This is a genomic window from Sphingobium sp. TomTYG75 (assembly GCF_054771635.1).
The window spans coordinates 1,520,917-1,543,271 of sequence record NZ_BSRE01000001.1 but is presented as its reverse complement, the minus strand read 5'-3'; the positions used below and the strand labels follow the sequence as shown (position 1 = coordinate 1,543,271).

Sequence of the window (22,355 nt, the reverse complement as noted above, 5' to 3'; positions counted from 1 at the left end):
AGCCCGAACGGAGGCAGTTTAACGGACGATGCTCTGATCGCGCAGCAGTTCGCGGGCGCGGGGGGCGAGGCGCTGCGTCGCGGCTTCGTGGATGCCGGGGGCTGTGCAGAGCAGGCCGAAGGCGGTGGGATCGGGGCGGTTGAAGGACAGGGGAACGCCGAGCGCGTCGGTGACGGTTGCCCCGGCTTCCTGCGCGATCAGCGCGGCGGCGGCGACATCCCATTCATTGCCCCAGCGGACGGTGGCGACAAGGTCGGCCTCATCGGCGGCGACCATCGCCATGCGCAGCGCGATGCTGTTGGGTTTGTGGACTGTGACGAGGTCGCGGTCGTAGCGGGGGAGTTGATCGGCGGGGACGCGAGCGCCGGGCAGGATCATGCGGGACCCTGCAGAAAGCATGCGGCCGTTGCGGGTGGCGCCCTCCCCCGCCCGCGCGATCCACAATTCGTTGCGGGCAGGCGCGGCGAGGATGCCGATGCGTACCGCGCCATGTTCGACCAGCGCGACCGATACGGACCAGCCGGGGCGGCCGCGCAGATAGTCGCGGGTGCCGTCGATCGGATCGACCACCCAGACGCGATCGAGGTCCAGGCGATGGACGGTGTCGGCGGTTTCTTCCGACAGCCAGCCGGCGGTGGGATCGATGACGCCGAGGCTCTGGCGCAGCATCTCGTCGATTTCGAGGTCCGCCTCGCACACAGGATGGCCGGGGACCTTTTCCCATTGACGCACCTGCGTTTGACCGCCCGCCCAGAGGGTAAGCGCTCGGTCGGCCGCGTCCGATACCGCGCCGACCAGCGCGCGCAGATCGATCTCAGCCCCCGGCAACGGTCATCCCGTCGATGCGGATGGTGGGCACGTTCATGCCATAGCGGAATACAAGGTCGTTCGCCGGGACGAGAGCGCGGAACATGTCCTTCAGATGGCTGGCGATGGTGATTTCCGAAACCGGGCGGGTGATCACGCCATCCTCGATCAGGAAACCGGCGGCGCCGCGGCTATAGTCGCCGGTGACGCCATTCACACCCATGCCGATCAGTTCGGTGACATAGAGGCCACGCTTTATGTCCGCCATCAGGGCTGCGGGAGAGATGTTGCCCGGTTCCATGTGCACATTGGTGACGCCTGCGCCGGGCGCGCCGCTGCCGCCCCGGCTGGCATGGCCGGTGGGCTGAAGGCCGAGCTGGCGGGCGGAGGCGCTTTCCATCAGCCAGCCGGTCAGCACGCCAGCATCGATCAGGGCACGACGGGCGACCGGCAGCCCCTCTCCGTCGAAGGGGCGCGAGCGCATCCCGCGTGGACGGAGCGGATCGTCGATGATGGTGATGGCGCTGTCGAACAGCTTCTCCCCGAGGGAATCGAGCAGGAAGCTCGATCGCCGGGCGATGGCCGGGCCGACCATGCCGCCGATCAGATGGCCGAGCAGGCTGGAACCGATGCGCGGATCGAACAGGATGGGAAGGACGCCGCTTTCGAGTTTGGCGGGGTTGAGGCGGGCAACGGCGCGCTCCCCCGCGCGGGCGCCGATCGTCGCGGCATCATCGAGATCTACCAGATGGCGGACGCTGTGGCTGGCATGGTCCCGCTGCATGTCCGCGCCGGTGCCCGCAAGGACGCTGGCCCAGGTCGAATGGCTGGTGCCCGCATAGGCACCGGCAAAACCGTGGCTGGTGGCGAGCGCGACCTGGCTGCGGCCGTTGGATGCGCCGCCGCCTTCGCTGTTGGTGACGCCTGCGATGGCGCGGGCGGCTTCCTCGACAGCGAGGGCGCGCTCGCGCAGTTTCGCGGGTTCAGGCTCACTCGGATCGGCAAGGTCCAGTGCGGGCAAGGCGCCACGCAGCAGCCTGTCTTCAGGCGCGAGACCCGCATAGGGATCTTCCGGCGCCTCCCGCGCCATGGCGATCGAACGATCGACCAGCGTGCTCAAGGTCGCGGGATTCATGTCCGACGCGGCGATGCTGGCGGAGCGCTGACCGACGAAGACACGCAGGCCGATTTCTTCGCCCTCCGATCGCTCCACATCCTCCAGCGCGCCAAGGCGCACGGCGACCGTGGTCGAGGCATTGCAGGCATAGATGGCGTCGGCCGCGTCCGCTCCGGCCCTGCGTGCCGCCGTCACCAGATCCTGCGCGCGCGACTGGGCTTCTTCGAGGCTGAGCATGGGTGCGGGGCGTTCCTGCTGAGGGGGTCAGGCCATGGGCCTTACGCGCTTGAACCCGGCTGGGCAACCTGCGCATCGGCCCAGTGTTTGAGGAGATGGTGGGCGACGGCCATTGGCGGAGGCGAGGTGAAGGGCGCGTCTGCATCCCCTGCCAGCGCCGCTTGGACTCCGGCTGCGTTGCACCAGAGGGCATGCTGAATTTCGGTCTCGTCCAGCGTCAGCGCATCGTCGTCAGCCCGCGCGATGCAGGCGATCATCAGCGAGGAGGGGAAGGGCCATGGCTGGCTCATCACATAGCGGACGGAATGGACGGTAACGCCCGCTTCCTCCTTGATTTCCCGCGCGACGGCTTCCTCGAGGGTTTCACCCGGCTCCACGAAACCGGCGAGGGCGGAGTAGAAGCCCTGCGGCCAGCTATGCTGCCGTCCGACCAGCACCCGGCCGTCATGTTCGGCGAGCATGATGACGACCGGATCGACGCGGGGGAAATGTTCCGCATCGCAAGCGCCACAGCGGCGCGCCCAGCCCGCCTTTTCCGGAAGGGTGGGCGATCCGCAGACCGAGCAGAAGGGATGGCGGCCATGCCAGTGGACGAGACTGCGCGCCGCGCCATAGAGCGCGACTTCGTCGGCGGGGACTTCGGTAACTATGGTACGACTGCGGGCGCTGGGGACGAAATTACTGTCCACCTGTTCGGCCAGCCGAGCGAAAATGGGCCGCTGTTCTTCGTCGATGCCGAGGAGCAGATAATCCTCCACCTTGGCATCGGCAGGCAGCGGTTCCATCAGCAGATGGCCGTCCTGCGTGACCGGGTCGAGTCCGTCGAGGACGAGATAACGGGCGTCTGGAGAGGCCAGCACCTGCGCCACAAGGTCCGGCTTCGTCCGGATATGGTCGGCGCGGTCGAGGCAACCGCCGACAAAGCCGAGTTGGTCAGGGGACATGGGGCTTGCTCTCCTTCATCACTGCCTGCGCCGCGCGGCTGAACAGGGTTGGCAGGCCTGCTTCCCTTATGCGTTCGAGCGGCCACCATTCGCCCTCGCCCGGCGGCATGATTTCCTTTGCCACATGGGCGACATGGACGGTCAAGGCCAGCGAGAAATGGGTGAAGACATGGGCTACAGGTTCCGGCAGGGCGCTCCACTTGGCGGCGAGCGGCGGAGTTGCGTCGGGCGTCGCGCTCCAATGTGAGGAAGGAAGGGCGCGCATGCCGCCGAGCAGACCCTTGGCCGGGCGGCGGACGAGCCAGACATGACCGTCAGGGCGCTCGATCCACCAGCTGTGGCCGAGACGGTGCGGTTTCGCCTTCTTCGCAGCCTTGACCGGAAAGGCGGCGGGGTCGGCGGTGAGGAACGCCGCGCAGTCCTGCCGCAGCGGGCAGATGCCGCAGGCGGGGTTGCGAGATGTGCAGATGGTCGCGCCAAGGTCCATCATCGCCTGGGCGAAATCGCCAGCGCGGGCATCGGGCGTGATGCTGTCCGCAGCGGCGCGAATGGCGGGGCGGGCAGCGGGCAGCGGCGTGTCGATGGCGAACAGGCGGGCGACGACGCGCTCCACATTGGCGTCCACCACTACGGCGCGGCGGCCGAAGGCGATGGCGGCGACGGCGGCAGCGGTATAGACACCAACGCCGGGGAGGGCGCGCAGGCCTTCTTCATTGTCCGGGAAAATGCCGCCATGTTGATCCGCCACCGCGCGGGCGCAGGCGAGCAGGTTGCGGGCGCGGGCATAATAGCCAAGGCCCGCCCATGCCGCCATGACGTCGGCATCTTCTGCCCCAGCGAGCGCCTCCACCGACGGCCAGCGATCGGTAAACTTCGCGAAATAGGGGCCGACCGCGGCGACCGTCGTCTGCTGAAGCATGACTTCGGACAGCCAGACGCGATAGGGGTCCGCCGCATTGGCGCCCGGCGGGGCACGCCAAGGCAGGCGACGGGCATGGACGTCGTAATGTTTGAGCAGATCTGCTGCGATTTTCATGAGGTTCCGCTCGACGTCCATGGCCGCCCTATGCCATTAAGCAGCGCATGACGGAACGGCCCGCGACACCCAAATTGAAAAGCCGCGCGCAAGCAGCGGCTGAGCGGCCTCGCGTCGGCGGCCCGCGCCAGATTGCCGACCTGATGCCGCAGATCGGCGCTGCCGCTTTCCGCAAGTTCGGCTTTGTCCAGTCGAGCATCGTCACGCGCTGGGCCGAGATTGTTGGGCAGCATTATGCAGAGATTTCCGCCCCCGAATCGATCCGCTTTCCGGTAGGCAAGAAAGCAGGCGGGACGCTGCAACTGACGGTGATGAGCGGCCATGCGCCGATGATTCAGCATGTGCTCCCCGACGTCATCGATCGGGTGAACCGCTTCTTTGGCTATGCCGCCGTGGCGAAGGTCGCGATGAAGCAGGGCGAGGTGCGCGGTTCCACGCCCGAACGCCGCCCGCCGCCGCGTAATTTAAGGCCGGTGCCGGTGGAACTTGGCGATTCGCTGCGTGACATTGGCGACCCCGAATTGCGCGCCGTTCTGGAGTCTCTCGCGCAGGGGCTTGTCAATTCCAATGGTTTGCCGAAAATCAGCTGAACCGTTCAATTGCCGTACAGGGGCGGCCTTTCATTGGAAGAACGCATGACGAAATCGCGCTTGCTAATCCTTGGCCTCTTCGCGTTGATCACCCTCCCCGGTACGCTGATCGCCGCGCCCGCCGTCAACTGGACGACACGAGTCGCGCTGTCGCCCATTGGGGGACATGTGATGGGCAACCCGGCCGCGCCGACCAAGCTGGTCGAATATGTGAGCTATACCTGCTCGCACTGCGCCCATTTCGTGGGTGAGGCGAGCGCGCCGCTGAAAGCGGACTATGTGAAGGGCGGCAAGGTGAGCGTGGAAGCGCGCAATGCGGTGCGGGACAAATATGACCTGACGGCGGCGCTGCTGGCGCGATGCGGCGGGCCTAAACGCTTCTTTGGCAATCATGAGGCGCTGTTTGCAAATCAGGACGCCTGGATGGAACAGTTGCAGGCCTATGACCGTGGCGCGGCCAAGCCATCCGAGCAGATCGCCTTGTTGCGCGACATCGGCCGCAATACGGGCCTTTACACATTGATGGGCAAGCGCGGGTTCACGCCTGCGCAGCTTGACGCCTGCATCGCCAATCCAGCGGCGATGAAGCAGATATTGGCGATGACCGACGAAGCATGGAACAAGGTGAAGATTGGCGGCACGCCTAGCTTCACTATCAACGGGACGCGCGTGGACGGATCGAGCTGGGCCAGCTTGCGCGATGCATTGCCCGCCGCCGCGCAGTAAACTAAACCCCTGATCCTGATGCCCGAGCAACGGAGCCTGCACCCTGTGAAAGCCATTACCGGACTTGCCCTTATCGCCCTGTCGTTGACCGTCTCCGCTTGCGGAGACAAGGACGCCACCCGCACGACGTCTGCCGAGCCCATCGCCGCCGTCGCCGCGCCAGCAGGCGCGAGTTGGTCGACCACGGTCAACCAGACCGCCGATGGCAACTTCGTCATGGGCAACCCGCAGGCGAAGGTGAAGCTGATCGAATATGCGAGCTACACCTGCAGCCATTGCCGCGATTTTTCGGCCGAAGCATCGGAGGAAATCCGGAAGATCGTCGATAGCGGCAAGATGAGCTATGAACTGCGTAATTTCGTGCGCGACCCGATCGACATTTCCACGTCGCTGCTGGCCCGTTGCGGCGGCAAGGACGTCTTCTATCCACTGAGCGAGCAGTTCTTCGCCAACCAGAATGCCATGTTTGAAAAGGCGCAGTCGCTGGGCGACGCCAAATATCAGGCGTTGATGAGCGCGCCGCCTGCGCAGCGTTTCGGCAATCTGGCTGCAGCGGTCGGGCTGATCGATTTTGCCAAGCAGCGTGGGATTGCCGAGGATCAGGCCAAGCAGTGCCTGGCCGATACCGCCGCCGCCGAAAAGCTGGCCAAGGGCGTCGAGGCCGCGAACAATCAATATAAGATCGAGGGCACGCCGACCTTCATCCTGAATGATGTGAAGATCGACAATGTCGCGAACTGGGCGACATTGCAGCCCAAGCTCAAGGAAGCGGGTATCTGATTGGCTCAAGGGGGGCAGACATTTGCGATGAGTTTGCCCGCTGAAGGCGGGGCAGCATCACGCTGCCCCGGCAATTGGCCCGGCGGCTGGCCATGCAGATAAAGCGCCTCAAGCTTTCCGGTTTCAAAAGCTTCGTCGATCCGACGGAGCTGCGCATCGAGCCCGGCCTGACCGGGATTGTCGGGCCTAATGGCTGCGGCAAGTCCAACCTGCTGGAAGCGATCCGCTGGGTGATGGGAGAATCCAGCGCCAAGTCGATGCGCGGCGGCGGCATGGAAGATGTGATCTTCGCAGGCACGTCCACCCGGCCGCAACGCGACTTTGCCGAAGTGTCGCTGCTGACGGTGCAGGAACAGGGCGAACTGTTCAACGCGGTCGAAGTGGGCGCGGACGGCGAACTGGAAGTTATCCGCCGGATCGAACGCGGTGCGGGGAGCGCCTACAGGGCCAATGGCCGCGACGTGCGGGCGAAGGATGTCGCGCTGGTCTTCGCCGACGCCGCCACCGGAGCGCACAGCCCGGCGCTGGTCAGTCAGGGGCGGATCGCCGCCGTCATCGCCGCGCGCCCGCAGGAACGGCGCGCGATGCTGGAGGAAGCAGCAGGGATTTCCGGGCTGCACGTCCGGCGCAAGGATGCCGAGCAGAAGCTGCGCGCGGCCGAGGCCAATCTGGTGCGGCTGGACGAGATACTGACCGACATGGAAGCGCGGGCCAGCAGCCTGCGGCGGCAGGCCAAGGCGGCCGAGCGCTATATCAAGCTGTCCGAGCAGATCAGGGTCGCCGAAGGGCGCGTGATCTTCGCCCGCTGGCGCGAGGCGGCGGCGAGTGCGGATGCCGCTCGTAAGGAAGCGGCGGAGGCGGAGGGCGCCGTTGGCGCTGCGCAGGAGGCGCAGGCGGCGGCGGCGGTTCAGGCAAATGCGGCAGTGGATGCGCTCGCCCAGCGGCGGGCGGCGGCGCAAGCCGCGCGGGATGAAGCGAATGAGGCGGGGCATCGGCTCGCGGCGCTGAGGACTGAGCGCGATGGGGTGGTGCGGCGGCTGCATGATCTGGCGCAGCAGGCCGAGCGGCTGGAAGAAGATCGCGCGCGTGAAGGCACGCTGGCCAACGACGCGGCCGAGGCGATTGCGCGGCTTACGGCCGAGATTTCTGTTCTGAAGGAACGGACTGCCGAGACTGAGGCAATGCGGCCTGACTTTGCCGGGCGGATCGCGCGGGCAGAGGATGCGGCGCGGGATGCCGAGCTGGACCTCGCCAAGGCGATGGCGCGACAGGCGGGCGAGCAGGCTGAGTTGCGTGTGGCCGAGGCAGCGTTGGCGGCGGCGCGAAGCCGCCTGGAGCGAGCGGAGCGGGAAGCCACGCGGCTGGAAACAGAAGCGGGCGCCCTGCCCGATGCGGCGCCGCTGGAGGCGAAGCGAAGCGAGGCGCTGGCCGCACAGGCGACGGCTGGATCGGATCGCGATGCCGCCGAGGCGGCGATCGGACAGGCGGAAACGGCGCGGCAGGCGGCGGCCGAGGCGCGTGCGGCGGCTGAAACGGCGGTGTCGTCTGCACGCGCGGGACTGGCAGCGCTGGATAGCGAGGCGGCGGCGCTCAAGCGGGCGGTCGAGAGCGGAAGCGGGCCCGAACGGGCGCTGGACCAGTTGAAGGCCGCGCCGGGGTTTGAGCGGGCGCTGGCCGCCGCGCTGGGCGATGACCTGGAGGCGCCGGTCGGCACGCAGGGCACGCGGCGTTGGACTGGGGCGGCGGCGCTGGAGAGCGATCCAGCCCTGCCCGCTGGATGCGCTTCGCTGGCAGATCATGTGCGCGCGCCTGCGGAACTGGCGCGGCGGCTTGCGCAGGTCGCCGTCGCCGAAACGGATGATGGACAGACGCTGGCGGTGGGGCAGCGGCTGGTGACCAAGGATGGTCAGCTGCGGCGCTGGGACGGCTATGTCGCGGCCGAGGGCGGCGCGGCGGCGGCCGAACGGCTGATCCGGCTCAATCGGCTGGAGGCGATCGCGGCGGCACGACCGGCGGCCGAAGCGGAGGTCGAGGCGGCACGCGCCGCGCAGGATAGCGCGGCTGGTGAAGAACGGGCGGCGGCCGAGGCACTGGGGGCTGCGAGGACGCACCTTGGCGCGGCCGACCAGCGGTTGCGCGCCGCGCTTCGTGCTGCCGACGAAGCGGCTACGGCGCTGGAGCGGCTTTCCGGGCGGCGTGAGGCGATCGAGGAAAGACTTGCCGAAGCACGCGCTGATATGGGCGCTGCCCGGGCCGAGCATGACAAGGTGGACGCGGCACGGGCGGCGGTGCCGGACGGGGCCGGGACGCGGACGCTGGTGGCATCGTTGTCGCAGGCGAGCGAAAAGGCGCGCATGGCTGTGAGCCAATTGCAGGCGGATCAGGCCCTGGCCGACCGCGCTTTGGCGAGCGATCGTGAACGCATGGCTGCGGCTGACGCGGAAGCCAAGGGCTGGCGCGCGCGAGCAGGCGAGGCGGCGAAGCGGATCGCCGCCATGGTGGAGCGCGGCGAAGCGATCGCATCCGAGCGCGATGGACTGGCGCAACAGCCCGACACGCTGGCGACGGCAATCGCTGCCTTGTCCGAACAGGGCGCTGGGCTGGCCGACGCAGCGGAAGCGGCACGGCGGGCGGAGAGCGAGGCCGAGGCAGCGCTGCGCGTCGCCGAGGAACGGGCCGCGCAGACAGGCGAGGCGCTGGCGCAGGCGCGCGAGCGGCGGGCGACTGCCGCGGCGCGAGCCGAGGCGGCGGAAGAGAAGCGGGTCGAGACCAATCGCCTGTCGGGCGAACGCTTTGAATGCCCGCCCCCCGTGCTGCCCGAGAAGCTGGGCTTTGCCAGTGCCGACATAAGGATCGCGCAGAGCGAACAGGGTGAACATGACCGCCTTGCCGCCGAGCGCGAGCGGATCGGGCCGGTCAATCTAGTGGCGGCGCAGGAGCTGGAGGAGCTGGAAACGACCCAAACGACCAGCCGGGCCGAGAGCGAGGAGCTAAGCCAGGCGATCAACCGGCTGCGCGGATCGATCGGCAGCCTCAATCGCGAAGGGCGGCAGCGGCTGTTGGCGGCGTTCGAGGCGGTCGATGGGCATTTCCGGCGGCTGTTTACGACGCTGTTCAATGGCGGGCAGGCGCATCTGGAACTGATCGACAGCGACGATCCACTGGAGGCGGGGCTGGAGATCATGGCGCAGCCGCCGGGCAAGAAGCTGGCCGCGCTGACGCTGCTGTCCGGCGGGGAGCAGGCGTTGACGGCGGTAGCGCTGATCTTTGGCCTGTTCCTGACCAACCCGGCGCCGATCTGCGTCCTGGATGAGGTCGACGCGCCGCTGGACGATGCCAATGTGGAGCGTTTCTGCGACCTTCTCGATGTCATGGTCGGGCAGACCGACACGCGATATCTGATCGTCAGCCATAATGCGGTGACGATGGCGCGCATGCACCGGCTGTTCGGCGTGACTATGGTGGAGCGCGGGGTAAGCCGCCTCGTTTCCGTCAATCTGGGCGGCGCGGAAGCGCTGCTGGCGGCGGAATAGGAAAGCGGCGGCGCTTCAGCGCTTCTTGCGCATGCGGCGGAACAGGCTGCGGTCGGCAACCGGCTCGAACATCTCCTCAGGCCCTTCGGGGTCCAGCACTTCATTGTCGGCCAGCCACGCCTGCACGTCGTTGAGATTCGGCGTCACATAGGGACGCAGGGTGCGGCCGGGCTTGTCGCGCAGTTGCTCAATCGCGGCAATCAGCCCGCGCTCGGCGATGACGGCCGCCACCCGCTCGACGGGCAGGTCCAGATGTTCGGCGATCAGGTCATCACGGATGCCTAGGATGGTCGTTTCGTGCCCCGCATTGACGGGCAGTGCCCCGTCGATCGTCACGTCGCACTCGGTATCGAGCCGCATCGAGCGGTTGTTCATGTTGGACGAGCCCACGCGCACGGTTCGATGATCCACGATCATGATCTTGGCATGGACGTAGATGGGCTCACCGCGCACGGTGAAGGGATGGTAGATGCGCAGCTTCCCGTATGTGTCGCGGGCGCGCAGGGCCTCGTACAGGCGCGCGCGGGCGGTATCCATCGCCTGCTGTTCCAGCCAGCCATCGGCCTGTTCCGGATTGATGATGACGATATCCGGCCCATCGGGATCACCCAGCCGCGCGGCGATTGCCTCCGCAATGCGGCGGGAGGCGAAATACTGGCTTTCGGCATAGATGGTCCGCTTCGCCGACGCGATCTGGTTGAGATAGAGTCGCTCAATCTCTCGCAACGGCTGCTGGTCGTCCATTTCCGGCGCAGAGCGGGAAATGGCTATATCGACATTTTCGAACTGCACCGGCAGCGCGTCGGGCCAGCAATCATGCTCGCCGAAGATCGGCTCCAGATCGCCGCCGCCAGCCCCCTTCCAACGGGCGCGGGCATGGTCGCCCAGCACCATCGCGACATCGCCCTGTAAGGCCGTGGTCGCGTCATGCCATGGCCCATAGGCGGAACCGTCCGGATGGCGGCGGCCGGGATCCTCGTCCCGATGATGGCGCGTGTCCCAACGGTCGCTGGTCATGTCGATGCCGCCGCAAAAGGCGAAACAATCGTCGATCACGACGATCTTCTGATGGTGCGAAGCCGCTGGCGGGTGATGGCTGTCCAGCTTCACCTGTATGCGCTTGTGCGCCATCCATTTGACGGTGGTGAAGAGGTTGGCAGGCTGCACCATCGACTTCATCGCGCCGATGTCCCAACGCAGGAGGAAGATTTCGAGGTCAGGCTTTTGCGCGACAAGCCAGCTGATGAAGTCGCCGATGATGACCGGGGCTCCGTCCTTGACCTCATCCTCGCGGATCAGACTGATCGCCGCGTCGAAGTCCCAGCCGATGAGCATGATCCGACGCTTCGCCTTGAGCATGGCGGCGCGCGCGTGGCGAAAATAGCAATCCGCGTCGATAATGACGCTGGCTTTTGCGGCGCGGGCGATGCGCCAGCAATCCTCACCCTCTTGCGGCATGCTCATGCACTCCCCACGACGAGGCAGGCAAGAAACATCAGGAGCCCCGCGAAACGGTTGGAACGGAACTTGGTGAGCGGATCGGCTCCATCCTCCTTGAGCGTTCCCACCTGCCAGAAAAGTTGAACCGCCATCGGCAGCAGCGCAGCGAGAGCAAGCCATTGCGGCCGCACCTGCCAAATAGCGGCAGCCCAGAGGGAAAGTGCAATCAGGTAGCAGAGCGTTACGCCGCCGCGCACATGACGTCCCATCGACAAGGCGCTCGACCCGATACCGATCAACGCATCATCCTCCCGGTCCTGCAATGCATAGATGGTGTCATAACCCACGACCCAGAAGATGGTGCCTGCGTAAAGGAGGAGCCCCGGCAGGGTAAGCGCCCCTGCGACCTCGCTCCAGCCGACCAGCGCCGCCCAGGAGAAAACGAGGCCAAGCCAAAGCTGCGGCCAGCCGGTGATCCGTTTCATGAAGGGATAGGCGGCGACCAGCGCGAGACTGCCGAGCGAGACGATCTGCGCATAAGGGCGCAATTGCAGGAGGACCGCGAGGCCGACGAGGCAAAGCAGGATGAGCCATGCCCAGGCGGTACGCAGGGAAAGAGCACCGCTCGCGAGCGGCCGGGCGGCGGTGCGGGCGACTTTCCGGTCAAGATCGCGATCGACGATGTCGTTGAACACGCAACCGGCGCCCCGCATCGCGATGCTGCCGAGCAACAGCCAAAGGATCAGAGGCCAGCGCTCCCCTGCCCCGCCCGCCAGAACCGCCGCCCAGGCGCCCGGCCAGAAGAGCAGCCACCAGCCGATCGGACGATCGAGCCGAGCCAGCAGCGCAAGCGCGCGGGGGATCGCGGGCAAGCGCGCGAGCAGGCCGCGGGCCTCGGTATCGGGGACTATGGTCTGACTCACCTTTTCTCCGTTCGGGCTGAGCTTGTCGAAGCCCCTTTCTTCTCTAAAGAGCAAAGAAAGCCCTTCGACATTTGGCTGAGACAAGTGGCTCAGTCAAACAGGGCGAACGGAAGAGGCGAAATGACCGCAACCCCTGCCTGGCCGCCGCAAAGCGCGCCGCGCCTGCATGTCGAAACGCAGTTGGGCGACGGCGTGGCCGTGCCGATCGATGGCAACCCGGCCCATTATCTGATCAGCGTCATGCGGGTGAAGCCCGACGACATCGTCCTGCTGTTCGACGGCAGGTCCGGCGAATGGGCCGCGCGGGTGCGGGACATGCGCAAGCGCGATCTGGTGCTGGAATGCGTCAGCCAGACCAAGGCACCGGAGCAGGTGCCAGACTTCTGGCTATGCTGCGCGCCGATCAAGAAAGGCCGCATCGACCTGATCGCGGAAAAAGCCTGCGAACTAGGTGTCGCCAAGTTGCAGCCAGTGTTGACCCGCCGGGCGGTGGTGGACAAACTCAATCTCGACCGGCTGCACGCCCATCTGGTCGAGGCGGCCGAGCAGTGCGGGCGCACCGCGCTTCCTGACCTCGGCGGCATGGTGAAGCTGGACGCGCTGCTGCGCGATTGGCCGGAGGATCGCTGGCTGTTTTTCGCCGATGAAAGCGGGGGTGAGCCTTTGAGCGAGACGCTGCGCGCGCATAAAGGCCCTGCGGCGTTCCTGATCGGACCGGAGGGCGGCTTCGACCCGGCAGAACGGGAGGCGATCCGCGCTGTGGCTAGGGCCGTGCCCGTGTCCCTTGGCCCTCGAATCCTGCGCGCGGAGACAGCGGCGATCGCCGCGACGTCGGCGTGGATGACGCTGAACGGCGACTGGCGATAGGATAGCTGTTCCAGTTGCAATCCGAAATGGGATTGCAGCCCCGGTGGACGCAACCTATTTGTCCTCCGCGCGCTGTCGATTGACGCGCAAGGGGGACAGGCTAAGGCGGGGCATGAGCACGAGAACCGACTCAGGGGGCAACGATCCCGTCATCGAAAGCCGCGACCAGCTGATCGTGGCCTTTTCCAAGGGCGCCAAGCCCAAGGACCGCTGGCGCATCGGCACCGAGCACGAGAAGTTCGTCTATTCCAGGGCGGATCATCATGCGCCGTCCTACAGCGAGCAGGGCGGCATCCACACGCTGCTGATCGGGCTGACCCGCTATGGCTGGAGCCCGGTGTTCGAGGGCGATAACATCATCGCCCTGTCGAGTGCCGAGGGGACGGTCAGCCTGGAACCGGCGGGTCAACTGGAACTGTCCGGTGCGCCGTTGGAAAATCTGCACCAGACCTGCGCGGAGACGGCGCGGCATCTGGAACAGGTCAAATATGTGGGCGACATGTTGGGTCTGGGCTTCCTGGGCCTGGGCATGTGGCCGGACAAGACTCGGGCCGAGCTGCCCGTGATGCCTAAGGGGCGCTATGACATCATGCTGCGGCACATGCCGCGCGTGGGGTCGATGGGCCTCGACATGATGCTGCGGACCTGCACCATCCAGACAAACCTCGACTATGGCAGCGAGGCGGACATGGTGCAGAAGTTCCGCGTCGGCCTGGCCCTGCAACCGCTGGCAACTGCGCTGTTCGCCAATTCGCCCTTTACCGAAGGCAAGCCCAACGGCTTCCTGTCCTATCGCAGCCATATCTGGTCGGACACCGACCCGCACCGCACGGGCATGCTGCCCTTCGTGTTCGAGGACGGCTTTGGCTATGAGCGGTACGCGGACTATGCACTCGATGTGCCGATGTACTTCGTCTATCGCGACGGCCGCTACATCGATGCGGCGGGCCTCAGCTTCCGCGACTTCCTGGACGGCAAGCTTTCCATTCTGCCCGGCGAGAAGCCGACCGAGAAGGATTGGGAAGATCATCTGTCGACCGCCTTCCCCGAAGTGCGGCTAAAGAGCTTCCTTGAAATGCGCGGGGCCGATGGCGGACGCGCCGATCGCATCACCGCCCTCCCCGCTTTCTGGGTTGGCCTGCTCTATGATCAGGGCGCGTTGGACGCAGCCTGGGATCTGGTGAAGGACTGGACCATGGAGGACCGCCAGACGTTGCGCGACACCGCGCCGAAGCTGGCGCTGGATGCGCCGTTGCCGGGCGGGCGCAAGCTGCGCGACATCGCGGCCGAAGTACTGGATATCAGCCGCAGCGGGCTGAGGGCGCGGGCGCGGCTGAACGATATCGGCGACAATGAAACCGCCTATCTGGCACCGCTGGACGAGATCGTCGCGGCTGGGCGGACGCATGCCGAAGATCTGCTCGCGCGCTATCATGGCGAATGGGCGGGCGATCTTTCGCGCGTCTACGCCGAGGAAAGCTTCTAACCTATTCCGCTGGCGTCAGGGCTGTTTGAGTCTTGCGGCGGCGGCCCGTTGCCCACGCGAACAGACGTGGCACAGGCGCGTTGCGCTCCATCCATTCGCTGTAGGCGCGATAGGCGGGATCAGTGGAGAGGTGGGCTTCTTCCGTCCGGGCTCGCCAATAATAGACGGCGTTGGTCGCCGCCAGCATCGCGCAGTTGCGCACCATGTCGGTGAGGCTTCCCGAGACCGTGAGGAAGGGTAGTGCTGAAAACCACCAGAAGAGATTCTTCGACAGATAAGCGGGGTGCCGCGTCCAGCGATAAGGCCCATGCGTCAGGATACCGCGATGGGTGAGGTTGGAGAAGCGGATGCCGAACACCACCGTCGCCCAAGCATAGATGGCGGTTAGCAGGACGAGCCAGCTGCCCAATATCCATTGCAAGGTCGTATGTCCCTGCGTCCAAACGTCCCATTCCGCGCCGCCTGCATGATAGTCGAGCGGCCCCCCCGACCCCATCAGCACGAAGGGCGGGTAGCAGATCAGCGCCGCTACCCAACCGGTCAGCAGCGGATTGGCCGAGCGTATGTGGGAATCGAGCGGCTTGCATGTCAGCAGGTAGCCGACCGTCGCCATGCAGACATCGATCATGAACATGACCGCGATCAGGAAGGCGGCAAGGTTCACCGGATTGGCGAAGGCATGATCCAACCGCCAGTCCACCACGCTGGCAAAGTTGCCCGGCACGATGGAGAGCATGAAGGCAAGGAAGAAGCCTTTGACCGCCCATGCGCGGGCATGATTGGCGACCTGCGCCATGTCGGCTGCGCCCGCTGCTCCCCCGATGATCCATTGTCCAAAGGCATGGGTGGCATCGCGGGGTTCGACCAGCCGCCGATCCAGCCAGACGACATAAGGGACAGAGAACAGCACAAGCCAAGGGGCCGCGCCCATGAACAGGTTCATGGAATAATGATAGTTTCCGCTCCAGTACCAGCGGGCCAAACAGTAGAAGATCGCGATCGCCAGCCATGTCGCCCAAAGGCCAGCGATCTTGACGAGGCTGATGTCGAGGACGGCGCGCCATGGTCGGGGAGGCGCCTGCCAGTCGATACCGGTCGATGGATTGCGATGAACCTTGTCCACCAGCAGCGACCACAAGATCATCGGCAGCCCGCAGGCGATTACCGCCGCGAAGCCCGCATTGGGGCCATTCATCCCATAATGCCGCGCCACCACCGCCCAAAGGGCAAGACCGGCCAGTCCGGCGAAGCCTACGCCATGGCTGACGGCAGAGGGTGGACAAGGATCGGTAGCGGAAGACATGCCCGGCTTATGCCGGGAAATGGTAATCAAGCCGTGAAGCCGCCTCAGGCGCCGCCCAGAACATTGATGGTGAAGGCCAGAATGCCAAGGTTGAACAGGAACGCCGCGAGGCAATGCGCGGTCACCACCTGACGCATGGATGTGCCGGTCACCGTGACATCGGACGTCTGGAAGGTCATGCCGAGGGTGAAGGCGAAATAGAGAAAATCGCTGTATCCTGGCTCCTTCGTGCCGGGGAAGTCGACGCCCTGCTGATCCTTCCCGCGCTGATCGGCGAGGTAGAAGAGATGCGCATAATGCATCGCATAGACGAGGTTGGAAAAGAGCCAGGCAAGCGCCAGCGTCACAAGCAACAGCGCGACAGCGGCTGCATTGGGGCCGCCATGCTGGCTGACGGCTGCTCCCACCGCGACCAGCACCACCAGCGAGACAATGCCCGTCAGGAGCAGCATCAGGCGGCGATTGGCATCATTTTCCTGCGCTGTGCGGCGCATGCTGTCAGGATCGGCTTTCAGAAGCGGCGCGGCTGCGGCGATGAACGCAAGAGCGGCACAATCGAACCCCGCCATCACCGCCTGATGCCAGGGCATCACCCAGCCGAACGGCAGGGCAGTCGCCAGCAGCACCAGGAACATGCCGTAACGCCAGGGAAAAACCCGGGACCGGGAGGAAGAAGACTTCATCCGTCCAGAAAGCCGCAAAATGACGGGGCTGGCAAGCGGCGTCAGAGCACCGCCGCCACCAGACCCAGCGCCGCGGCTTCATTCGCTTCGAGATACCAGTTTTCCGGTGCCCGCTTCAGCACTTCGTCAAGCGAGATGCTGGAGCCCAGGATCAGGTTGGAAAAGCCTTCGTTCTGGATGGCGATCGACGCCTCTATTTCGTTCAAAGCGGCCCTTAGCGGTGCGATGCAGGTGGACAGCGGCCCCTGCAAGTGGATCTCCTTGGTGATGAGCCGTTCATGGATCATCACCCGCGTGCCACGCGTGAGGTAGCGGTTCTCCTTGGCGAAAAAGCCCATGAAGGTCGCGCCAGCCGAATAGACGGCGGTCTTTCCCAGAAACACCAGCCGCCGCGCGGCGCTGAGTTCCGAATGGAAGCGTATATCCTCGCCCATCATCCGGGCGATTTCGGGATCGCCGCCAAGCGTCGAAATTTCTGTCACCACCAGCCCCTCGGAGGGCGCCCCCGCCAGCGCGTCCTTGAAGTACAGATACATGGACTGATCGACGGGACCGGAGAGGCGGATGGCGGGACAGGCGAAGTCCTGGGGCGAGAGCAAGGGCGCTTGCATCGACATCAATGGGTTCCTGATAGACTAGGGATCGGGCTGCACTACGTCCGGCGCGGGAATTGGTGCCAAGGCAGGCGCGCTTTTGACTGGCGCTGCGCTCAAGAGGCTGTAAAGAACAGATCATGACCAAAGGGTGCGGGGCATGATCGCGAAACTCAAAGGGCGGCTGGATAGCACGGGCACCGACCATGCGATCATCGACGTGGGGGGCGTGGGCTATCTCGTCGGCGCATCGTCGCGCACCTTGTCGGCGCTGGGGCCGGTAGGCGAAGCGGTGACGGTGCATACCGAAATGCTGGTGTCGGACGATTCGATTAGGCTGGTCGGCTTTGCGCGGGGAGAAGAGCGCGACTGGTTCCGCCTGCTGATCGGCGTTCAGGGCGTGGGATCGCGCGTGGCGCTGGCGATCTTGTCGGCGCTCGAACCGGCCGAACTGCATCGCGCGGTGGCGACCGGGGACAAGGCGATGGTGGCGCGCGCCAATGGCGTGGGGCCGAAGCTGGCGCTGCGGATCGTCAACGAATTGAAGGACAAGATCGGCGCGGCGCCGGGCGCTGGCGGCGTGTTGGGCGCGGGCATCGCGCCTGTAATGGCCGGAGGACTGGGAGCGGATGCGATTTCCGCCCTTCAGAATCTCGGCTTCAAGCCTGCCGAGGCGAGCAGCGCGGTTGCTGCTGCGGAGGAAGAGCTGGGCGATAGCGCGACGCTGGATGCGCTGGTCCGACTGGCGCTGCGGAAGGCGGCCAAGTGAGCGAGGAACGGTTGATCGCCTCCACGCGCCGGGCGGAGGATGTGGATGCTGCCCTGCGGCCCAAATCCCTGACCGAGTTCATCGGGCAAGAGGCTGCGCGCGGCAATTTGCGGGTCTTTATCGAAGCGGCGAAGCAGCGTGGCGATGCGCTGGACCATGTGCTGTTCTTTGGCCCGCCGGGGCTGGGCAAAACAACGCTGGCGCAGATCGTGGCGAAGGAAATGGGCGTCGGCTTCCGCGCGACGTCAGGGCCGGTGATCGCCAAATCGGGCGATCTGGCGGCACTGCTGACCAATCTGGATGAGGGCGACGTGCTGTTCGTGGATGAGATTCACAGGCTCAACCCGGCGGTGGAAGAGGTGCTTTATCCGGCGATGGAGGACCGGGCGCTTGACCTGATGATCGGCGAGGGTCCGTCTGCCCGGTCGGTGCGTATAGACCTGCCCCGCTTCACCCTGGTCGGCGCAACGACGCGGCAGGGCCTGCTGACGACGCCGCTGCGAGATCGCTTCGGCATTCCGGTGCGGCTGCAATTCTATACCGTCGAGGAACTGGAGCTGGTGGTGCGGCGCGCGGCGCGGTTGCTGGACCTTCGTATCACGTCCGACGGGGCGATCGAGATTGCCCGGCGGTCGCGCGGAACGCCTCGCATCGCGGGGCGGCTGCTGCGGCGGGTGCGCGACTTTGCGAATGTCGCGGGCGTCGAAGCAGTGGATGCCAAGGCGGCGGACGCGGCGCTGAGGCGGCTGGAGGTCGATCAGCTGGGCCTCGACCTGATGGACCGGCGCTATTTGATGATGATCGCCGACATCTATCGGGGTGGTCCGGTCGGGGTCGAGACACTAGCGGCCGGTTTGTCGGAGCCGCGCGACACGATCGAAGAAGTGATCGAACCCTATCTGATCCAGCTTGGCCTGATCGCTCGCACGGCGCGGGGCCGCTGCCTGAATGGGCCGGGATGGAAGCATCTGGGGCTTAATCCGCCCGCCGGATTGCAGGACGGGCTATTCGACTGAAAAATGCGTGACCGCTACGGCAAGGCGCGGCTATAGCGTCGGCAAGGAGCGGATGCGCGCATCGGACGCGCTCTTGAATCAAGGAGTTGCGCTGCTTTGCGGGCGATCGAACAGTATCCCAATCTGGTGACCATGTTCTTCGCCCGGGCGAAGGAAATGGGCGACCTTCCCTTCCTGTGGCGCAAGACGGTCGGCGGCTGGCAATCGCTCAGCTGGACCGAGGTGGCCTTGCAGGTGGCGGGACTTGCCGCCGCGCTCAAGGCGCAAGGGCTGAAGCCGGGCGACCCGGTCATGTTGGTGAGTGAGAACCGCCCCGAATTCTGCATCGCCGACCTTGCCATCATGGCGGCGGGATGCGTGACGGTGCCGACTTACACCACCAACACCACGCGCGATCATCAGCATATCCTGACGGACAGCGGCGCCCGCGCGGTGATCGTGTCGACGGCCAAGCTGGCGCAGACGCTGATGCCCGCCGTGTTGCGATCGCAAGCAAGTTTCATCATCGGAATGGAGCCGCTCCGGGGCGCGCAGGGCGATCTGTCCTGTCATCTGTGGGCCGACATGGTCGCGTCCCGCATCGCTGATCCCGACGCCTGCGCCGCCGAACAGACGGCCGGACGGGATGACCTCGCCTGCATCATCTATACCAGCGGCACAGGTGGTGCGCCACGCGGCGTCATGCAGCATCACGGCGCGATACTGTGCAATATCGAAGGCGCGGGCAGGCTGGTCGCGGAGGATTTCGGCTGGGGGGATGAAGTTTTCCTGTCCTTCCTGCCGCTCAGCCACGCCTATGAACATAGCGGCGGCCAGTTTCTGCCAATCATGCTGGGCGGGCAGATCTATTATGCGGAAGGGCTGGAAAAGCTCGCCAGCAACATAGAGGAAGCGCGCCCGACGATCATGGTCGTCGTGCCCCGCCTGTTCGAGGTGCTGCGCGCCCGGATCATCAAGTCGATCGAGAAGCAGGGCAAGTTCCCCGCCTGGCTGCTGGCGCAAGCGCTGCGGATCGCCGCGAAGGAGCAGAACGGTAACACATCGATCGCCGACCTGCCGATCAAGCTGCTGCTGAACCGGACGCTGAAGCCCAAGATCGCCAAGCGCTTTGGCGGGCGGATGAAGGCACTGGTATCGGGCGGCGCGCCGCTCAATCCGGATGTCGGCCTGTTTTTCGACGCGATGGGGCTGACGCTGTTGCAGGGCTATGGTCAGACGGAGGCGGGGCCAGTGGTCAGCTGCAACCGGCCGCGCGCGGGTATCGCGATGGACACGGTCGGCCCGCCGCTCGACGGGGTGGAGGTCAGGATCGCCGAGGATGGCGAAATATTGGTGCGCGGCGAACTGGTGATGCAGGGCTATTGGCGCAATGCCGCCGAAACCGAAAAGGCGCTGAAGGACGGGTGGCTGCACACCGGAGACATTGGCGAGATCGACGCCAAGGGGCGCATCCGCATCACCGATCGCAAGAAGGACCTGATCGTCAATGACAAGGGCGACAATGTGTCGCCGCAGAAGGTCGAGGGCATGTTGACGCTACAGCCGGAGATCGGTCAGGCCATGGTCTATGGCGACCGGCGTCCGCATCTGGTCGGGCTGCTGGTGCCCGATGCCGAGTGGACGCGCGAATGGGCGGCGGCGCACGGCCTTGACGCGGACGACACCGCATCCAACGCCGCCTATCAGGCAGCATTAAGGGCGGCGGTCGATCGGGTCAATGAAGACCTGTCCGTCACCGAACGGGTCCGGCGCATCATCTTGGCCGACGAACCCTTCACCATCGAAAATGGCGAGATGACGCCATCGATGAAGATCCGCCGCCATATCATCAAGGCGCGCTATCAGGAACGGTTGGACGCGCTCTACAAGGGCTGACCGTCAGCGGCCGGGGGTGCGATAGGGCGTGAATGACCCCAGCGCGCAACCGCCGGTGATCGACCCGGTGACCAGATCGGCGCTCCGCGCGAGATCGCCCCGGCAATATTGCGAGCCTGTCGGCTTGATGATGAGGGTATCGCCCCTCCCCAACCCGGTGCAACTACCGATCAGGTCGTTGCGATAGATCAGCCGCCCACTCACCCGGTACAGCAGCACGCTTTCACTGACAGCGGTGAGGCTGGAGCCCGGATAGCGGCTCACGCAGTTGACTGGCTCGCCCGCGACTTTGCCTTCCAGTGCGGCCTCAAGCCGGGCCGCTTGTTTCTCCGTAAGGCGCGGGGGCTCGCTACCGCCTGCGCACGCTGCCAGCATCAGTGGCACCAGACATATCGATGCACGCATGGCAATCCTCCTGCACATGTCTCCATGAATGGAGACGTCGGCGTAACGCCCGAACCGTCAGGCGGTATCCTTGGCCTTGCGGCGGCGTGCCAGCTCATCCGCGTCGCTGGCGCGCATGAAGATATTAGTCGCGCGCTCCAGCCCTATGGTCGTGGGCACGGTAGCCTCGCCGCGTGCGCGGGCGGCATCGACCTGCACCATGCGATCGGCGAGTGCTTCATTGTCCGGCTCGATCGTCAGGCCAAAACGGCCATTCCCCTGCGTATATTCATGGGCGCAATAGACCATCGTTTCGTCTGGCAACGCTGCGAGGCGGGTCATGTTGGTGAACATCTGATCCGCCGTCCCTTCGAACAGCCGCCCGCAGCCCATGGCGAACAACGTGTCGCCGACAAAGATGATGTGATCGGCGGCCAGATGATAGGCGATATGCCCCGCCGTATGGGCAGGCACCTCCATCACTGTGGCAACATGATCGCCGATGCGAACCTCATCCCCTTCCCCCACTTCGCGGTCGAGCGTGCCGATCTTGGCCGCCTCTGCGGTCGGCCCGGTGATCCGGCAGCCGGTCGCCGCCTTGATCGCCGCGTTGCCGCCCACATGATCGCCATGCCAATGCGTGTTCCAGATCTGGCTGATGGTCCAGCCCCGCTCGGCCGCCGCCGCCAGCACAGGGTCCGCCACCGCCGGGTCGACCACCACGGTCTCGCCACTGGCATCATCATGCAGCAGCCAGACATAATTATCGGACAGCACCGGGATTCGGACAACGCTCAGCATCGGCTTACCAGACGCCGGTATTGGGCATCGACGCCCAAGGTTCGGCAGGATCGAGATATCCGTCCTGCAACAATTCTATCGAGATATTATCGGGCGTGCGGACAAAGGCCATGTGGCCGTCGCGTGGCGGGCGATTGATGGTGACGCCTGCATCCATCAGCCGCTGACACACCGCGTAGATATTATCGACGCGATAGGCGAGATGGCCGAAATTCCGGCCCTCGCCATAGCTTTCCGCTGGCCTGCCGTCTTCCGGTGGCCAGTTGTAGGTCAGCTCCACCTGAGCATCCTCATCGCCCGGCGCGGCTAGGAAAACGAGGGTGTAGCGTCCATTTTCATTGTCGAAGCGTTTCTGCTCCTCCAGCCCCAACAGCTTGAAGAAGGCGACCGTGCGGTCAACGTCAGTCACGCGGATCATGGTATGCAGATATTTGGTCAAGCGGTC

General features: G+C 65.4%; 21 protein-coding genes. 9 read left to right on the top strand and 12 right to left on the bottom strand.

Features of this window, described 5'->3' with window-relative positions; translation table 11 throughout:
- Window positions 1–18 precede the first annotated feature (18 nt).
- Genes ACYU81_RS07800 through mutY form a run of 4 tightly spaced genes read right to left on the bottom strand, consistent with a single transcriptional unit; the run spans window position 19 to window position 4,162 of the window.
- A complete protein-coding gene (locus tag ACYU81_RS07800; RefSeq protein ID WP_460987106.1) occupies window positions 19–828 on the bottom strand; it encodes a 3'(2'),5'-bisphosphate nucleotidase CysQ in 810 nt (269 codons plus the stop codon).
- On the bottom strand, window positions 815–2,161 hold the full coding sequence (locus tag ACYU81_RS07795; RefSeq protein WP_460987105.1) for a TldD/PmbA family protein: 1,347 nt from the start codon (window positions 2,159–2,161) through the stop codon (window positions 815–817). The genes ACYU81_RS07800 and ACYU81_RS07795 overlap by 14 nt, the downstream gene beginning before the upstream one ends.
- 41 nt (window positions 2,162–2,202) lie before the next feature.
- Window positions 2,203–3,105, bottom strand: a complete 903-nt coding sequence (gene nudC / locus ACYU81_RS07790; RefSeq protein ID WP_460987104.1) for an NAD(+) diphosphatase — start codon at window positions 3,103–3,105, stop codon at window positions 2,203–2,205.
- Window positions 3,095–4,162 carry an A/G-specific adenine glycosylase gene (gene mutY, locus ACYU81_RS07785; protein ID WP_460987103.1) on the bottom strand — a complete coding sequence of 356 codons (1,068 nt, stop codon included), beginning with the start codon at window positions 4,160–4,162 and terminating at the stop codon, window positions 3,095–3,097. Before mutY ends, nudC begins: the two co-directional genes overlap by 11 nt.
- A 26-nt stretch (window positions 4,163–4,188) precedes the next feature.
- On the opposite strand from mutY, the gene ACYU81_RS07780 reads away from it, so the two are divergent.
- The 4 genes from ACYU81_RS07780 to smc all read left to right on the top strand — a co-directional run bounded on the left by ACYU81_RS07780 (window position 4,189) and on the right by smc (window position 9,770).
- Complete coding sequence (locus tag ACYU81_RS07780) at window positions 4,189–4,731, top strand: DUF721 domain-containing protein (protein ID WP_460987102.1); 543 nt, start codon at window positions 4,189–4,191, stop codon at window positions 4,729–4,731.
- 45 nt (window positions 4,732–4,776) lie between these two features.
- Window positions 4,777–5,457 carry a thioredoxin domain-containing protein gene (locus ACYU81_RS07775; protein WP_460987101.1) on the top strand — a complete coding sequence of 227 codons (681 nt, stop codon included), beginning with the start codon at window positions 4,777–4,779 and terminating at the stop codon, window positions 5,455–5,457.
- A 45-nt stretch (window positions 5,458–5,502) separates the two neighbouring features.
- Window positions 5,503–6,237 (top strand): thioredoxin domain-containing protein, encoded by a 735-nt coding sequence (locus ACYU81_RS07770; protein WP_460988139.1) that lies wholly within the window; start codon window positions 5,503–5,505, stop codon window positions 6,235–6,237.
- Window positions 6,238–6,329: 92 nt separating this feature from the next.
- Window positions 6,330–9,770 (top strand): chromosome segregation protein SMC, encoded by a 3,441-nt coding sequence (gene smc / locus ACYU81_RS07765; RefSeq protein WP_460987100.1) that lies wholly within the window; start codon window positions 6,330–6,332, stop codon window positions 9,768–9,770.
- A gap of 15 nt (window positions 9,771–9,785) precedes the next feature.
- Here the strand turns inward: smc and ACYU81_RS07760 are convergent, their stop codons facing one another.
- Together ACYU81_RS07760 and ubiA are read right to left on the bottom strand one after the other, a co-directional pair.
- Entirely contained in the window at window positions 9,786–11,234 is a 1,449-nt protein-coding gene (locus tag ACYU81_RS07760) for a phospholipase D-like domain-containing protein (protein ID WP_460987099.1), read from the bottom strand.
- Window positions 11,231–12,133 carry a 4-hydroxybenzoate octaprenyltransferase gene (ubiA, locus tag ACYU81_RS07755; RefSeq protein WP_460987098.1) on the bottom strand — a complete coding sequence of 301 codons (903 nt, stop codon included), beginning with the start codon at window positions 12,131–12,133 and terminating at the stop codon, window positions 11,231–11,233. The genes ACYU81_RS07760 and ubiA overlap by 4 nt, the downstream gene beginning before the upstream one ends.
- 120 nt (window positions 12,134–12,253) lie before the next feature.
- Here ubiA and ACYU81_RS07750 point away from each other — a divergent pair, with 120 nt between their 5' ends.
- Together ACYU81_RS07750 and ACYU81_RS07745 are read left to right on the top strand one after the other, a co-directional pair.
- Entirely contained in the window at window positions 12,254–13,000 is a 747-nt protein-coding gene (locus ACYU81_RS07750) for a 16S rRNA (uracil(1498)-N(3))-methyltransferase (RefSeq protein WP_460987097.1), read from the top strand.
- A gap of 112 nt (window positions 13,001–13,112) precedes the next feature.
- Window positions 13,113–14,486 (top strand): glutamate--cysteine ligase, encoded by a 1,374-nt coding sequence (locus ACYU81_RS07745; RefSeq protein WP_460987096.1) that lies wholly within the window; start codon window positions 13,113–13,115, stop codon window positions 14,484–14,486.
- A gap of 1 nt (window position 14,487) precedes the next feature.
- Here ACYU81_RS07745 and ACYU81_RS07740 read toward each other — a convergent pair whose 3' ends face one another.
- From ACYU81_RS07740 to ACYU81_RS07730, 3 genes are read right to left on the bottom strand one after another with little or no spacing between them, the layout of a single operon-like run.
- Window positions 14,488–15,789, bottom strand: coding sequence for a methyltransferase family protein (locus ACYU81_RS07740; protein ID WP_460988138.1), 1,302 nt, complete (start codon window positions 15,787–15,789; stop codon window positions 14,488–14,490).
- A gap of 44 nt (window positions 15,790–15,833) precedes the next feature.
- Window positions 15,834–16,472 (bottom strand): DUF1345 domain-containing protein, encoded by a 639-nt coding sequence (locus ACYU81_RS07735; RefSeq protein WP_460987095.1) that lies wholly within the window; start codon window positions 16,470–16,472, stop codon window positions 15,834–15,836.
- 41 nt (window positions 16,473–16,513) lie between these two features.
- A complete protein-coding gene (locus tag ACYU81_RS07730; protein ID WP_460987094.1) occupies window positions 16,514–17,089 on the bottom strand; it encodes a peptidase S14 in 576 nt (191 codons plus the stop codon).
- Between the two features lie 136 nt (window positions 17,090–17,225).
- Here ACYU81_RS07730 and ruvA point away from each other — a divergent pair, with 136 nt between their 5' ends.
- From ruvA to ACYU81_RS07715, 3 genes are all read left to right on the top strand, one after another.
- Window positions 17,226–17,834 carry a Holliday junction branch migration protein RuvA gene (gene ruvA / locus ACYU81_RS07725; RefSeq protein WP_460987093.1) on the top strand — a complete coding sequence of 203 codons (609 nt, stop codon included), beginning with the start codon at window positions 17,226–17,228 and terminating at the stop codon, window positions 17,832–17,834.
- On the top strand, window positions 17,831–18,850 hold the full coding sequence (gene ruvB, locus ACYU81_RS07720; protein WP_460987092.1) for a Holliday junction branch migration DNA helicase RuvB: 1,020 nt from the start codon (window positions 17,831–17,833) through the stop codon (window positions 18,848–18,850). Before ruvA ends, ruvB begins: the two co-directional genes overlap by 4 nt.
- Window positions 18,851–18,982: 132 nt before the next feature.
- Complete coding sequence (locus ACYU81_RS07715) at window positions 18,983–20,725, top strand: AMP-dependent synthetase/ligase (RefSeq protein WP_460988137.1); 1,743 nt, start codon at window positions 18,983–18,985, stop codon at window positions 20,723–20,725.
- A 3-nt stretch (window positions 20,726–20,728) separates the two neighbouring features.
- Here the strand turns inward: ACYU81_RS07715 and ACYU81_RS07710 are convergent, their stop codons facing one another.
- Genes ACYU81_RS07710 through ACYU81_RS07700 form a run of 3 tightly spaced genes read right to left on the bottom strand, consistent with a single transcriptional unit; the run spans window position 20,729 to window position 22,349 of the window.
- Window positions 20,729–21,130 (bottom strand): hypothetical protein, encoded by a 402-nt coding sequence (locus tag ACYU81_RS07710; protein WP_449470635.1) that lies wholly within the window; start codon window positions 21,128–21,130, stop codon window positions 20,729–20,731.
- A gap of 57 nt (window positions 21,131–21,187) precedes the next feature.
- Complete coding sequence (gloB, locus tag ACYU81_RS07705; protein ID WP_460987091.1) at window positions 21,188–21,910, bottom strand: hydroxyacylglutathione hydrolase; 723 nt, start codon at window positions 21,908–21,910, stop codon at window positions 21,188–21,190.
- 4 nt (window positions 21,911–21,914) lie between these two features.
- Entirely contained in the window at window positions 21,915–22,349 is a 435-nt protein-coding gene (locus tag ACYU81_RS07700) for a VOC family protein (RefSeq protein ID WP_449470631.1), read from the bottom strand.
- Between the last annotated feature and the right edge of the window lie 6 nt (window positions 22,350–22,355).